12 protein-coding genes, 1 tRNA gene and 2 pseudogenes are annotated in these 14,016 nt (G+C 47.0%); 8 read left to right on the forward strand and 7 right to left on the reverse strand.

Features of this window, described 5'->3' with window-relative positions; genetic code table 11:
* Window positions 1–12 precede the first annotated feature (12 nt).
* The gene (locus JK154_RS04700) at window positions 13–585 is read left to right on the forward strand and encodes a YceI family protein (RefSeq protein WP_211991325.1); all 573 of its coding nucleotides are present in this window, start codon (window positions 13–15) and stop codon (window positions 583–585) included.
* Between the two features lie 39 nt (window positions 586–624).
* On the opposite strand, the gene JK154_RS04705 is transcribed toward JK154_RS04700, so the two are convergent.
* The gene (locus JK154_RS04705) at window positions 625–1,674 is read right to left on the reverse strand and encodes a rhodanese-related sulfurtransferase (RefSeq protein ID WP_211991326.1); all 1,050 of its coding nucleotides are present in this window, start codon (window positions 1,672–1,674) and stop codon (window positions 625–627) included.
* Between the two features lie 208 nt (window positions 1,675–1,882).
* On the opposite strand from JK154_RS04705, the gene JK154_RS04710 reads away from it, so the two are divergent.
* Window positions 1,883–2,806: a Kdo(2)-lipid IV(A) acyltransferase gene (locus JK154_RS04710; RefSeq protein WP_211991327.1), complete on the forward strand. Its 924-nt coding sequence runs from the start codon at window positions 1,883–1,885 to the stop codon at window positions 2,804–2,806.
* 223 nt (window positions 2,807–3,029) lie between these two features.
* Window positions 3,030–3,401, forward strand: a complete 372-nt coding sequence (locus JK154_RS04715) for a MysB family protein (RefSeq protein ID WP_211991328.1) — start codon at window positions 3,030–3,032, stop codon at window positions 3,399–3,401.
* A 10-nt stretch (window positions 3,402–3,411) separates the two neighbouring features.
* Here JK154_RS04715 and JK154_RS04720 read toward each other — a convergent pair whose 3' ends face one another.
* The 3 genes from JK154_RS04720 to mdoG form a co-directional block, all read right to left on the reverse strand.
* Entirely contained in the window at window positions 3,412–3,642 is a 231-nt protein-coding gene (locus JK154_RS04720; protein WP_211991329.1) for a YceK/YidQ family lipoprotein, read from the reverse strand.
* Between the two features lie 118 nt (window positions 3,643–3,760).
* The gene (gene mdoH, locus JK154_RS04725) at window positions 3,761–6,292 is read right to left on the reverse strand and encodes a glucans biosynthesis glucosyltransferase MdoH (protein ID WP_211991330.1); all 2,532 of its coding nucleotides are present in this window, start codon (window positions 6,290–6,292) and stop codon (window positions 3,761–3,763) included.
* Window positions 6,285–7,820 carry a glucans biosynthesis protein MdoG gene (mdoG, locus tag JK154_RS04730; protein WP_211991376.1) on the reverse strand — a complete coding sequence of 512 codons (1,536 nt, stop codon included), beginning with the start codon at window positions 7,818–7,820 and terminating at the stop codon, window positions 6,285–6,287. The genes mdoH and mdoG overlap by 8 nt, the downstream gene beginning before the upstream one ends.
* Before the next feature lie 294 nt (window positions 7,821–8,114).
* Here mdoG and mdoC point away from each other — a divergent pair, with 294 nt between their 5' ends.
* On the forward strand, window positions 8,115–9,272 hold the full coding sequence (gene mdoC / locus JK154_RS04735; protein WP_211991331.1) for a glucans biosynthesis protein MdoC: 1,158 nt from the start codon (window positions 8,115–8,117) through the stop codon (window positions 9,270–9,272).
* A gap of 59 nt (window positions 9,273–9,331) precedes the next feature.
* On the opposite strand, the gene ymdB is transcribed toward mdoC, so the two are convergent.
* Window positions 9,332–9,856 (reverse strand): O-acetyl-ADP-ribose deacetylase, encoded by a 525-nt coding sequence (gene ymdB, locus JK154_RS04740; RefSeq protein ID WP_211991332.1) that lies wholly within the window; start codon window positions 9,854–9,856, stop codon window positions 9,332–9,334.
* Window positions 9,857–10,319: 463 nt separating this feature from the next.
* Here ymdB and JK154_RS04745 point away from each other — a divergent pair, with 463 nt between their 5' ends.
* The 4 genes and pseudogenes from JK154_RS04745 to JK154_RS04760 all read left to right on the forward strand — a co-directional run.
* On the forward strand, window positions 10,320–11,570 hold the full coding sequence (locus JK154_RS04745; protein ID WP_211991333.1) for an SLC13 family permease: 1,251 nt from the start codon (window positions 10,320–10,322) through the stop codon (window positions 11,568–11,570).
* Window positions 11,571–11,775: 205 nt separating this feature from the next.
* Complete coding sequence (gene mtfA, locus JK154_RS04750) at window positions 11,776–12,564, forward strand: DgsA anti-repressor MtfA (RefSeq protein WP_211991334.1); 789 nt, start codon at window positions 11,776–11,778, stop codon at window positions 12,562–12,564.
* Window positions 12,565–12,672: 108 nt separating this feature from the next.
* Window positions 12,673–12,748 (forward strand) — tRNA-Asn (locus JK154_RS04755).
* A 120-nt stretch (window positions 12,749–12,868) separates the two neighbouring features.
* A pseudogene (locus JK154_RS04760) lies at window positions 12,869–13,305 on the forward strand (DUF4756 family protein); the annotation flags it as partial.
* A gap of 147 nt (window positions 13,306–13,452) precedes the next feature.
* Here JK154_RS04760 and JK154_RS04765 read toward each other — a convergent pair.
* Together JK154_RS04765 and JK154_RS04770 are read right to left on the reverse strand one after the other, a co-directional pair.
* Window positions 13,453–13,618, reverse strand: a pseudogene (locus JK154_RS04765) (bacteriocin immunity protein); the annotation flags it as partial.
* Between the two features lie 129 nt (window positions 13,619–13,747).
* Window positions 13,748–13,945 (reverse strand): CPCC family cysteine-rich protein, encoded by a 198-nt coding sequence (locus tag JK154_RS04770; RefSeq protein ID WP_211991335.1) that lies wholly within the window; start codon window positions 13,943–13,945, stop codon window positions 13,748–13,750.
* Window positions 13,946–14,016: the final 71 nt, after the last annotated feature.

Below are 14,016 nucleotides of genomic sequence, written 5' to 3' on the forward strand. Positions count from 1 at the left end.
AGTCATACTGCAATGAAAAAAAGCCTGTTGGGTGCAACCTTAGCTGCTCTGTTATTTACTACGGGTTCTGCTGTTGCAGCAGATTATAAAATTGATGATCAGGGCCAGCACGCCTTTGTTAATTTCCGTATTCAGCATTTAGGCTATAGCTGGTTATACGGTACGTTCCGTGATTTTGGCGGTACATTCAGCTACGACGAACAAGATCCAGCAAAAGATAAAATTAATGTCACTATTAAAACTGGCAGTCTCGACACGAATCATGCTGACCGTGATAAACATTTACGCAGCAAAGACTTCCTGAACACCAGCAAGTTCCCTGAGGCAACCTACGTGTCAACTGGGGTAACAAAAGAAGGTGATGCCCTGAAAATAGCCGGTGATTTGACGCTTAATGGTGTGACGAAACCCGTCGCCTTGACAGCGAAGCTGATTGGCCAGGGTGATGACCCATGGGGCAATAAACGCGCCGGATTTGAGGCAACAGGTCACTTTAAGCTGAAGGATTTTGCCATCAACAGCGACCTGGGACCGAAATCAGAAGAGGTGGAAATCATCATCTCCGTGGAAGGCATTCAGCAGTAATCCAGCCGTGCTCTCACGTAAATGTGAGAGCACTCCTGATCACTCCGGGTCCGGGATACCTAATGTGGTATTCAGCGCCCCTCGTGATTTATTAAAGATTTTATTACCATTTTCCCTTCCCGCCCTGCGACGACGCTGTTCTTCCGGTGAGAGCACCAGCTCTTCCCGACAGAGCTCACTGCAGCAACCAGAAAATTTCTCAGCACAAGCCGGACACTGGATAAACAGCAAATGGCAGCCATCATTTTTACAGTTAGTATGACTATCACAAGGCGTGCCACACTGATGACAATGGGCAATAACATCATCAGATATGCGTTCGCCCATGCGTTCGTCAAATACAAAGTTTTTACCAATAAAACGAACGGGCAAATCTTGTTCACGCGCCCGGCGCGCATACTCAATAATCCCCCCTTCGATATGATAAACATTTTCAAAACCGTTATGACGCATAAAGGCGCTCGCTTTTTCACAACGAATGCCCCCAGTGCAGTACATAACAATTTTCTTATCTTTATCGTCCTGCAGCATTTCAACCGCTTTCGGTAGTTGATCCCGGAAGGTATCTGCCGGAATCTCCATAGCGTTATCAAAATGACCGACTTCGTACTCGTAGTGGTTACGCATATCCACAAATACAGCGTCCGGGTCATCAAGCATGGTATTGACTTGTGCCGCACTGAGATACTCACCCACATCGCTGGCATCAAAAGTGGGATCATCAATACCATCGGCCACGATACGTTCGCGCACTTTCATACGGAGCACCCAGAACGACTTACCGTCATCATCCAGGGCAATATTGAGACGCAACTGATTAAGCGCAGGGTGAAAACGGTACAACAGGGCCTTAAACGCTTCAAACTGACTCTGGGGGACGCTAATCTGTGCGTTAATCCCTTCATGAGCCAGGTAGACACGCCCAAAAACATTGAGTTGCGTAAACGCCAAATACAGGGCATCACGCACAATTTGGGGCTCTTCAAGGGTAAAATATTTGTAGAATGAGACTGTGGTGCGCGGCTCAGTTTCGGCCAGCATGCGCTCACGGAGTGCCTCATTCGATATGCGGTTGTGTAACACTGGCATGGTGTTCGCTCGGCAATCATAAAAAAGGGACTGCATAATAAAGTAAAAAGCGACAATTTACATCCATGCCTTTTGCACTACATTTTATGTAATAGCTGGAAAGAACATGTTCCGTAAGACATTTTTCACGGCAAATTTTGGCTTCAGAGCAAAAAATGTCACAATAGATGACGAAACAGAATACCAACTGACGTCTGAAAGGTTTGAAATGACGAACTTACCCCAATTTTCACGCGCTCTATTGCATCCCCGCTATTGGGGAACCTGGTTTGGCATTGGCTTATTGTACCTTCTGGTACAGCTGCCCTATCCCGTTCTTTTCCCCATCGGCTGTGGATTAGGTCGTCTCGCAAAACGTTTGATGAAGCGTCGCGTTAATATTGTACGCCGCAATCTTGAACTCTGTTTCCCGGAGATGTCCCTGGATAAGCGTGAGCAACTGGTGACGGCCAATTTTGAGTCTGTCGGCATGGGACTGATTGAGACCGGTATGGCGTGGTTTTGGCCTGATTCACGGATTAACCGCTGGTGCCACTATGAAGGCGCGGATAAAGTGAAGGAAATTATCAATTCAGGCCAGGGGGTACTTCTGATAGGTATACACTTTCTGACCCTGGAGCTGGGGGCACGTATCTTTGGGATTAAAACACCCGGGATCGGTGTCTATCGTCCCAATAATAATCCGTTAATTGACTGGATACAGACCAAAGGGCGAATGCGCTCTAATAAGAGCATGCTGGATCGTAAAGATCTGAAGGGAATGATCCGTGCCCTGAAGCAGGGTAATATCATCTGGTATGCACCGGACCATGACTATGGCCCGCGTGGCAGTGTCTTTATGCCCTTCTTCGCCGTTGAACAGGCAGCGACCACCACAGGTACCTATACCCTGGCAAAACTATCAGGGGCCAGTATTGTGCCTTTTGTTCCGCGCCGCCTGCCACAGGGTAAAGGCTATGAATTAATCATCCTGCATCCTGAACGCACTCCTCCCCTTGAAAGCCCGGAAGAGACGGCCCGCTGGATGAATACCATTGTTGAACAATGTATCAATATGGCACCTGAACAGTATATGTGGTTGCACCGGCGCTTTAAAACCCGCCCGGAAGGAATGCCGGATCGTTATCAGTAAATCATCGAAAATTATCGCTGACCGTCAAACAGGCCTGGCTGGTATTTGGCTACTGACGGTCGGTGAACCTCTTCAAGTCGCTCCCCAATCACAGAGTAATGTCATTCATCTGCCACTGGTCCCGTAGCAAATAATCACCGTGGATAACTTTTTCTGTCTGAAACCTGCCGGGTCAAAATTCTGGTCTATGATTGGTTAATAGCCCCCAAATATGGAGAGAGTAATGACATTATATGCCAACCTTGAGGAGGCCATTGAGGCTGCCCGTGAACTGTTTCTTGCCGATAACCCGTCTCTTGATGAAGAGAGTGCTGACATTGAGCAATTCAGTCTGCAGAAATATGTGATGCAGGAGGGTGAAATCATGTGGCAGGCCGAGTTTTTTGCCAGTGATGACGAACAGGGTGAATGTCTGCCATTACTCAGTGGTGAAGCAGCACAGAGTGTGTTTGACGGCGACTATGATGAAGTGGAAATTAGCCAGGAGTGGCAGGAGGAAAATACGCTGCATGAATGGGATGAGGGCGAATTTCAGCTTGAGCCCCCCCTGGATACGGAAGAGGGGCAAAGCGCCGCCGACGAGTGGGAGGACTAACCCTTAAGCATTATTCGTATGGCCCATGACTGATATCAATCGGTAATAGCAGAGTATCAAAGACTAAAGAAAATGGTAAATCCAGCACCCTGAGATAACGCCATGCGCTGTCACGCATATCCCACTGAACACCGGGGTAATACTGATTACCCTGTCCTTGTCCAGAAACAGTCCGGCTGATAATACTGCCACATCCGGTTAATGCGCCGGTGAGCAGTAGAACCACAATAATTCTTACCATGTTTATATCCTGCTGACTTTATTGGTATTGTTACAGGTTACCGACAAAAAAATACCGACTTGTCAGTCGGTATTTTTGCGGTGTTTCAGGACAGAACCTCGCCCCAACCTGCGCCCTGCTATTCCTTCGCCGACAACGCCAGCGGGTTAAGCTCAACCTGCTGATATTGTGACACCCAGGATGAATAGCGTTCCGGATTAGCCCAGATACGGTAGTGCATACGCGACATTGTAACGGGGTCGCTTAACAATACCAAACGCCGATCGCGGGTCAGTTTTTCAGGGTTTTCATTTAATGCCTGTTCAACATGACGATCACGAGCGATTTCCAGCACATGACTTTCCCGATGTCTTGCGGTCGCCATTGCCGATGCCAGGGCATTCAACGCCGGGTTAAATACAGCGTGCATAAAACCGTCGCTTAACGCCTGACGACGATTCAGCTGCAAGTATTTATCCGTATCAACCAACACTTGTGGCGGTGAGTACTCTTCCGGTATCAGGAACAACTTCCAGCGTCTTGTACGCAGGCCAATACTGGTACGGCTGGAGAATACGGACACAAAGGGCGACAGAATCAACGAGAAGACGATAGGAGCCAGCCAGAAGAGGAAGCGTAAATCCAGCCATGCCATGCCTACTGCCCAAACCAGCCCCAGTAGAAGCTGTGAACCGTGCCGCATAAAGGCTTCGCTCCAGGGCGTGGAGTCATCATCACGTTGCGGTGAATTCCATACCACTTCCCAGCCAAGGAATGCACTGACCACAAAGACGGTATGGAATAACATCCGTACCGGTGCCAGCAAGACCGAGAACAGCACTTCCAGTAACAGCGAGCAGGTGACACGGAAGAAACCACCATAGGCTTTACTGCCTTTGCACCAGATAAGGATGATACTCAGCAACTTAGGCAGAAAGAGTAATACCATGGTGGAGGCAAACAGGGCAATCGCCAGTTCTGGACGCCACTGAGGCCATACCGGATAGAGCTGATAAGGCTGGAGGAAATACTGCGGTTCAGTCAATGCGTGAACAACCTGAAGCGCTGTAGACAGGGCCAGGAACATAAACCAGAGTGGTGCCGACAGATACGACATCACTCCTGTCAGGAATACGGCCCGGTGTACTGGGTGCATCCCTTTCACCAGAAACAGTCGGAAGTTCATCAGGTTACCCTGACACCAGCGACGATCCCGTTTAAGCTCATCCAGTAAATTAGGTGGTAACTCTTCATAGGAGCCTGGCAGGTCATAGGCAATCCATACCCCCCAGCCAGCACGGCGCATCAGGGCGGCTTCTACAAAGTCATGGGACAGAATCGAGCCGGCAAAATTACCGTCACCCGGTAGCGGTGCCAAAGCACAGTGTTCCATAAAGGGCGCCACACGGATAATGGCATTATGCCCCCAATAGTGTGACTCGCCTAACTGCCAAAAGTGTAGCCCGGCCGTAAACAGTGGCCCGTATACTCGGGTAGCAAACTGCTGGCAACGTGCATAGAGCGTATCCATGCCGGACGCTTTTGGGGAGGACTGAATAATACCTGCCTTGGGATTGGCCTCCATCAGGCGAACCAGGTTCGTCAGGCATTCGCCCGTCATCACCGAGTCAGCATCCAGAACCAGCATATAACTGTACTGCTTACCCCAACGACGGCAGAAGTCATCTATATTGCCGCTCTTACGCTTAACACGGCGGCGGCGGCGGCGATAGAAGATTTGCCCTTCTCCCTGGACTTCAGCAATGAGCTCCATCCAGGCTTTCTGTTCAGCGACACAGATATCCGGATCATAGCTATCGCTAAGAATGTAGACATCAAAATGACGCTGCTGGCCTGTCGCCTTAACTGACTCCCACGTAGCCCGTAACCCTGCAAAGACACGTGCCACATCTTCATTACAGATAGGCATAATCAGTGCGGTACGGTGGGCAGGGTCGATAGGTTCATCCCCGGTCGTGGAAGCGGAAATACTGTACTTATCTTTTCCGATTAATAGCTGGAGAAAACCCATCAGCGCAGTCCAGAAACCTGCTGATACCCAACAAAACAGAATAGCAAACAGGATCAAGATGCCGCTTTGCAGCACGTACGGCAGGAGCTGCATAAATGAGACCCACAGGTCCTGTCCTCCCATCTCGAGTGGGTTAATAAAAGCCCACCCCTGATAAGGGAGAATGGTTTTCATATACCAGGTGGCCACGACCGTTTGAGACAGGGTCAGCAACAGCAAAATATAGCGACGGATCGTTCCCACCGTACGCCATTTCTGCTCTGCTGAATTATCTTCATGGTAGTCCTGAGTATGGGCTGAACGCCCTCTGACGCTATCCCAGAAACGCCCAATGGGATTTGTCCGCCAGGGCTCAGGATGCATTGACGTTCGAGTTACTTCAGGCATGGCCTGAAGCTGGCTACGACCTTCATCATCAGTAATGAGCTGCCCTTCACCCAATGAGTCTGGCCACTGAGTTTCAAGACGTGACGATACCGAAGCCAGGGGCGAATCATCGGCACGCGGATAACGATGACCATGTACGTCAAGTGCTTCATGTACTGCCTGAAGAGAATCTTCAGGCAGTTGTGCACGCTCTGCGTCCGACAGTTTTAGTGCCGCGATATAATCAGAGGTAGTAACAGTAGACTTATTCATTTGCAGGTAACTGATAGCTCCAAGTTTCACTCAAGGTCTGATCGCCCTCGACCAGCGCCGCACGCATATCAGTGGTCTTTTTGTCATCTTTTTGCTTCACACGCAGTGTCAAACGCCATCCCTTGATAAGGGGATTATAGCGTAACTGGCTATCAACGATTTCACCGTTGTCACCAATACTGGTTTGTGCTGTCACAGGGGTATCCGCTGGCAATTTTTTCATATCAACGCCAGTGAAATCGATGACAAATGCGGTAGTACCGTCAGGCTGGCGCACTAAGTTAGCCTGCTTGACATCACCCAATGAACGTCTGGTTTGCGTAACGTAAGCACTGTCTGCCGCATGAAGTTTATCTTCATCACGACTGAACGTAATACTGTAGTTAAAGTTCATCTCAACACCCGGGTCTGGCAGGGTATCTGGTGTCCAGTAAGCAACAATATTGTCATTGGTTTCATCGTTTGTCGGAATTTCGACGAGTTCAACACGACCTTTTCCCCAGTCGCCATTCGGTGTAATCCAGGCACTTGGGCGAAGGTCATACCGGTCATCTAAATCTTCAAAACGAGAGAACTGGCGACCACGTTGTAACAGACCATAACCTAGAGGATTTTCTGTCTCATAGGAACTGACCGCTAAATGTTTAGGATTATTTAACGGACGCCAGATCCATTCACCGTTGCCAGCATGGATAGACAAACCATTCGAGTCATGCATTTCAGGGCGGTAGTTAGTCGTGGGTGAAGGCTGATTCGGCCCGAACAGGAACATACTGGTCAGCGGTGCAATACCAATTTTACCCACTTTCTCGCGCAAAAATATTTTCGACTGTACTCTGACAACTGTATCGCGCCCGGGAATAATCACGAAACGATACGCCCCGGTGGCACGAGGAGAGTCAAGTAACGCATAGAGGGTTAGCGTTTTTTCATTAGGCTTAGGACGTTCTATCCAGTACTCACGGAAACGGGGGAACTCTTCGCCCGAAGGCAAAGCTGTATCAATCGCCAGGCCACGTGCCGAGAGGCCATACACCTGCCCGGAGCCTAACACCCGGAAATAACTCGCACCAAGCATACTGACGATTTCGTCATCCTTACCCTTATTATTGATAGGATAGAGGATCTTAAACCCGGCAAAGCCAAGATCTTTTAACGAATCCTTGTCCGTTTTTAAGGAACCAAAATCAAAATAATCAGGATCATAGCCAATTTTATGCACACTGGTAGCCGTCACTTCGTTCAGGGTTACCGGTGAGTCGAAATACATACCCTGATGGTAGAATTCGAGCTTAAACGGGGTCTTTATATCGCTCCAGTAAGCTTTATCATGCTTAAACTGGATCTGCTGGTAATCTGCGTATTTCATATTACGCAGCTGTGACGGCAGATTACTCTTTGGTGCTTCGTAGCTTTTACTCGCTAATTTTTTTGCCTGTTCTGCGACATCGTTAATTGTGAAGGCCCAAGTGGACGTTGCATAAAGAGACAACATGACCACCGCACCCAACCAGCTTAATTGCATCATTTTAGATTTATGTTTCATATTAACCAGCACATCCCCCTTTGTGTGCTCGAATCAATCTTATCATTTTAATGTAAACTCCCGGTTTCCGACAACTGAATCCCCGCTTTGTTCTATTCACTGGCTCACCTATTAAGCAAAAAGAGCGCCTGAGCTGATTTTAAGAATGCCACCTGGAGACAGGATGACATGCTTAGTGTAGGGTTGCCACGGATAACGACGTTGTGACCAGTTATAAAGATTAACAGGCCCCTGGTTTAACGGTAAGACGAACTATCTGGAAAAGTCCGGAGTAATATGAGTAACCCCCCAAAACAGCGAGAGTATTTTCTCGATTCCATCCGCGCATGGTTGATGCTATTAGGCATCCCTTTTCACTTATCCTTGATTTACTCCAGCCATCAATGGCACGTCAACAGCGTGACAACCTCAGCCGGGCTGACGCTGTTTAATGATTTTATCCATGCGTTTCGCATGCAGGTATTTTTCGTTATCTCAGGCTATTTTTCCTACATGTTATTCCAGCGTTATCCGATAAAGCGCTGGTGGAAAGTGCGTGTATTACGGGTGGGCATTCCTATGCTGGCAGCCATTCCGTTGTTGACCCTGCCCCAATTTCTGATGCTGCTGTCGGTTAAGGGCCAGGCACAAGGCTGGCATTTGTTAAGTGGCTATGAAAAATACAATACCCTGGTCTGGGAACTGATATCACACCTGTGGTTTTTATTAGTACTGATCGTACTCACCACGTTGGGTATGGCACTCTTTAAATACCTTGATAAAGCGCACGGTGAAAAAAAGCAGCAGGTAACAAAAACACCAAGCCTGGTCAGGCTCTCTTTGCTCTTTTTACTGTTTGGCGTCCTGTATGCGGGTTTGCGTCGGCTCATACTGATCTTTTACCCTGCACTTTTGAGTGATGGCCTGTTCAATTTCGTCGTGATGCAAACCCTGTTTTACCTGCCCTTTTTTGTTCTGGGGGCCCTCATTTTTAAACAGGAGTCCTTGAAAGCACTTTTTACTGCCCCTTCGGTTGGGTGCACGCTGGGCGCAGCCTTTGCGTTAATCGCTTATATCCTTAACCAACGTTACGGGGATGGTGATGCGTGGATGTATGAGACTGAGAGCTGTATCACTATGATGATGGGGCTGTGGATGGTTAATGTGGTTTTCTCATTAGGTTATCGCTTACTGAATATTCAGTCAGCACGGATAACTTACTTTGTTAACGCTTCACTATTCTTGTACCTGGTGCATCATCCCTTAACACTGTTTTTTGGTGCCTATATTACCCCCCTTATCAGTTCCAACTTGCTGGGCTTTTTCCTGGGGCTGGTATTTGTCGTGGGTATTGCACTGATACTCTATGAAATTCACCTGCGGATCCCGCTACTGCGTTTCCTGTTATCGGGCAAGCCTAAATCACCGAACAAGTCTGACCCGAAGTCACGCTGAGTCACCATGCTGTGCCGTCTTGTCATGGCGGCACAGCATGCTCCACCTGGCACCGTGATCTACAGGGTATCCGCTATTGCCTGGTAAATTTGCCGTGTTTCTTCATCGAAACAGACAAACGTCACATACGCCGGTAACGGACGTATACCGATATAGGGATAAACGGTATCCCAGGCAATACGGGCAGCCTGATGTTTGGGGAAACCATACGCCCCCGTGGATATAGCCGGAAAAGCGATACTTTGATACCCATTGGCAGCGGCTAAATCAAGGCAGTGGCGATAGGTCAGTGCCAGCAGTTCCGCCTCATGATGTGCCCCACCTTGCCATACCGGCCCTACGGCATGAATAACGGCTTTAGCGGCAAGATTACCGGCCTCAGTGATCACCGCATGCCCTGGGGCACAGTCCCCTTGTTGTTGATGAATCACTTTACAGGCGTCGAGCAGTGTTTCACCGGCTGCCCGGTGAATGGCACCATCAACGCCCCCTCCCCCCATTAATTGTGGGTTGGCGGCATTAACAATGACATCGACATTAATTTTTGTAATATCCCCTTTCACCACCTGTATGCGATCACTCATTAACTACGCTCCTGAAAAATCTTTTTCGACACTGGAACCTGACTCCCTGGCTGACGGGATTGACTGCTGGTAACGGAAACAATCGGCTCCCCCTTATGGACGCCATTATTCAGTAAAACAGACATTAATATTTTCAAAACAAATTTATGCAATACTCTAAAAATAAAGCAGAAAAATGACAGGCATCCAATAATACATCATATTTTTATGATGCTAGCATTTGCCGCCAGAGCAATACAAAAAAATGTCAATTCACGGTTATTATCAGATAAAATCGATAAGGGCTTTTGACCATATCAAAAACGGGCATGTCCTGTTCTTTGACAACAAAAGTCGTGAATTAACTTTTTTCCTGTATCAAAAATTAGCGCCAACAGTGTCAATGACCTACCGGTGCCCGGCTTGCTTTAACCCAATCCGGGCGTTAACTTGTTGTAAAATTTATTATTATGGTGATTCTGGGATGGACCTGACTGTTATTGTCTTTCTTTTGGTTTATATTGCGATGGGCTTTGGTTCCCTGCCCGGTTTTAAAATAGACAGAACCGGCGCGGCGATTGTAGGTGCGGTGGCGATGATGACCATTGAAAGCATCTCTCCCGCCCAAGCCTGGATAGCGATTGATTATGATACTATTGGCATGCTTTTCGGCTTGATGGTGGTCTCAGCTTCGTTTGTGGTTTCCGGCTTTTATGCCTGGACGGTAAAAAAAGTGGCGACACTCCATGTCACCCCCCCGGCACTGCTTGCTGTATTAATTGCTGTCGGTGGCATACTTTCCGCTTTACTGACCAATGATGTCGTGATCGTGGCGATGACACCATTACTGGTGTCCATTACTCTGGCACGTAAACTTAATCCAATCCCTTTCCTGCTCGGCTTCTGTTTTGCAGCCAATAATGGTTCTGCGGGATCGCTTATTGGCAGCCCGAAAAACATGATTATTTCGGAAGGACTGGATTTATCTTTTATGGGATTATTACAGTCTGCAGGCCTTCCCGCGCTACTCTCATTGGTAGTCATCTGGTTAGTGGTGGTACTACTATACCGCCAACGCTGGTACCTGCCTGAAGACCAGCTTCAGGCCACACAGAGTACCGCAATGACAGCTTCACCTACGGATATAGAACTGGATACTTGGGAGACCATCAAAGCCGGCGTGATCACCCTTGCTATTATATTCTGTTTTATTTTTACCGAAATCCCCAAAGAGATTGTCGCCTTAACGGCCGCCGGTCTTCTGCTGGTGAACCGTTCTATCTCCTCTAACGATATGCTCAAATTAGTTGACGGTAACCTGTTACTGCTGATTATGGGGCTGTTTGTCGTCAATGCTGCTTTATCAAACACCGGTATTCCTGGTGATATCCTGCTCAGTATGCATCACCATGGGATCGACCTGAATAACCCTATTATTCTCTTTTTAATCACCGGGCTGTTGTGCATCATTGTCGGTAACAACCCGGCAATAATGTTGTTAGTTCCTTACTTAAAACACGAAGAGAATGCCAATGCTCTGGGTGCGGCCCTGGCCCTGGGCTCAGGCTTTTCCAGTAACTTTTTTGTCTTTGGTAGTCTGGCTGGCATTATCGTGGTTGAGCAAGCGAAACTGTACGGGGTCAAAATCTCCTTTATGGAATTTACGCGTTCAGGTGGGATAATCGCCCTGATATGCATGTTGTTATCCAGTGTCTGGATCCTCGGCCTCTCTTAGCCCGTAAATGCCCCCACCCTGTGAGTGACTCAGTCCGATTGAGTGCTCACAAATGTGATATGCATTATTGAAACTCTCCCCGGCAAGTGATTGAATAATCACCTGCCGAGAGAGGCGTAACCGCCTTTATATTGCTCTCTTCTGTCTCTCAAGTTACACAACTCTCTGGCCATTTCCCCTAATAATGACTGAGTGAGCATGTGATATGAACAAGTGGCCATGGAAAGGACGTGATTCAGTACCAGATGCCCCCCTCCCCTGGCAACATGCTTTGGCTATCCCCTTACTGGCTTCATTAAGTGGAACGGAACAGCAAAAATTGGTACTGCTGGCACAACGCTTCTTGCAACAAAAACGCCTGGTTCCCTTGCAGGGTTTACACCTTGATGGTCTGGCATCATCCCGAATTTCACTGCTGTTTTGTTTACCGGTTCTGGAATTAGGTATCGAATGGCTCGACGGCTTTCACGAAGTCCTGATTTACCCCGAGCCCTTCGTTATTGATGATGAATGGGAGGATGATATCGGCCTGGTTCACCAGCAAGTTTCTGTCCAATCCGGGCAGAGCTGGCCACAAGGGCCAATTATTCTGAACTGGATCGATATTAAAGACTCTTTTGACGATTCTGGCTTTAATTTGATCATTCATGAAGTCGCCCATAAGCTCGATATGCGTAACGGGGGCTATGCCAGTGGTGTTCCCTTGACCCATTTGCGTGACATCGCCAGTTGGGAACAGGATCTTCATGGTGCCATGAGCCATATCCAGGATGAAATAGACCTTGTAGGCGAAGCGGCATGCAGCATTGATGCCTATGCGGCAACAGATCCTGCTGAATGTTTTGCCGTGCTTTCCGAATATTTTTTTAGCGCTCCACAACTGTTTACACCCAGGTTTGCTTCACTTTATCGGCGTTTTTGTCAGTTCTACCAGCAAGATCCATTACAACGTTTGTTAATCAGTCTAAACACTGCCACTAAAAGTGATAAATAGCACATTAACCCACCATTACGCTTTAAAATTAATCATAGTAATTAATATGTTAGTTTTAGTATTGACAGTTTTAATCATCGAGGCTACTATCTCTCTCGTTCAAACGATTCCTCTGTAGTTCAGTCGGTAGAACGGCGGACTGTTAATCCGTATGTCACTGGTTCGAGTCCAGTCAGAGGAGCCAATTTAAAGAAAGCAGACGCTTAATAACGTCTGCTTTCTTGCTTTCCGGAAATTACTTCTCTTTTACGTTCACCCTCTTCCGCCAAAAAATGCTGCTACCCACGAATGAACCTATTTTGAAACTGTAGGAAAGCTAAAACAGCAATCATCAATGGGTGAATATTTAGAAGGCTATCGTAAAGTTCGTGAAAATAATCCTTTTGGCACTGAAGTTGATAAATATAGATCTGCTCATAGTGAACTACGCAGACTGGATAAGAAGAGACAATCACTGATAGAAAATTTTGTCCATCGAGCTCAATCCTATAATCAGCTCAACGGCACCAACAGCCGCTAAATCATCCGGTAATTTTGATATCATGCATGAACGTATGATCTACCATAAAGCTATTTCAGAAAAAACAGATGCTGAGATTTTTGCTCTGGTAGTAAAACAACGCAGAAGCAGCTCTGGCATTTCAGTGTTCTGTTGAAAAAAATCTTGAGCAGCTTTTGGTTCTTGCATCAGATAGTGAGAAATCAAACAAGATACGTAATAAGATATCCATTTTAAAATAATAAAAAATAATGACTAAATTTAGACTAAAAAAACAAGTCTGTAATTCATATCAATATAGAGAATGTAAATATCATAGTAATTAATAATATTTAGAAAAACATTTATTAAAATACTGCGCTGATGTACGGCAACGTATCTAATTTTTATCAGAATTGACTCTTGAAACCCGACTTACCATTAGCATGACGCAATTCTTTGCCCCCCTTCAGGGCTATCATCGCGGCCTTCTCTTGGATAATAAATAAGGTCGGAACCATCAGGATGCTCACATAAACGTTCAAATTCCAGAAGATTATATCGATCTTCTATATCAATTGATTGATGTCAGTGATGAGCGATGAAATACCACTGTTGGCGTGCCTTTGCTGGATGTTCGAAGGGATAAGGAACGAAGCAGCACTCATGATATGTTGTGCTGCCTAATTAAATCAGCGTCAATTGTTATTTGACTTTACGTCCTTCAGCATAGGCTTTACGGGCTTCGTTCAAACTCATGATATTAGCCCCACCACCATAACTTGGTTCTTCTTCTTGAACAGGATCATCTTCCCAATTGCAAACCGGACAAATTTCATAGCTCCCAACTTCCGAAAATTCATATTTATGGCAACAAGGGCATAAATGCAGTGAACGACTCATTTTTGTTTCTCCCAATAACCTATTCCATCTTTAGGTTTAAACATAGTTTTCGGAACACCATCTTTCGTTTT

The organism is Citrobacter sp. JGM124 (genome assembly GCF_018257795.1).
Lineage (GTDB): Bacteria > Pseudomonadota > Gammaproteobacteria > Enterobacterales > Enterobacteriaceae > JGM124.

Coding starts and splice junctions, on each gene's coding strand:
- JK154_RS04770 (WP_211991335.1), bottom strand. CDS start 13,945: ATGAGTCGTTCACTGCATTTATGCCCTTGTTGCCATAAATATGAATTT.
- JK154_RS04710 (WP_211991327.1), top strand. CDS start 1,883: ATGACGAACTTACCCCAATTTTCACGCGCTCTATTGCATCCCCGCTAT.
- JK154_RS04705 (WP_211991326.1), bottom strand. CDS start 1,674: ATGCCAGTGTTACACAACCGCATATCGAATGAGGCACTCCGTGAGCGC.
- mdoC (WP_211991331.1), top strand. CDS start 8,115: ATGAGTAACCCCCCAAAACAGCGAGAGTATTTTCTCGATTCCATCCGC.
- JK154_RS04715 (WP_211991328.1), top strand. CDS start 3,030: ATGACATTATATGCCAACCTTGAGGAGGCCATTGAGGCTGCCCGTGAA.
- JK154_RS04700 (WP_211991325.1), top strand. CDS start 13: ATGAAAAAAAGCCTGTTGGGTGCAACCTTAGCTGCTCTGTTATTTACT.
- mtfA (WP_211991334.1), top strand. CDS start 11,776: ATGAACAAGTGGCCATGGAAAGGACGTGATTCAGTACCAGATGCCCCC.
- JK154_RS04720 (WP_211991329.1), bottom strand. CDS start 3,642: ATGGTAAGAATTATTGTGGTTCTACTGCTCACCGGCGCATTAACCGGA.
- JK154_RS04745 (WP_211991333.1), top strand. CDS start 10,320: ATGGACCTGACTGTTATTGTCTTTCTTTTGGTTTATATTGCGATGGGC.
- mdoH (WP_211991330.1), bottom strand. CDS start 6,292: ATGAATAAGTCTACTGTTACTACCTCTGATTATATCGCGGCACTAAAA.
- mdoG (WP_211991376.1), bottom strand. CDS start 7,820: ATGATGCAATTAAGCTGGTTGGGTGCGGTGGTCATGTTGTCTCTTTAT.
- ymdB (WP_211991332.1), bottom strand. CDS start 9,856: ATGAGTGATCGCATACAGGTGGTGAAAGGGGATATTACAAAAATTAAT.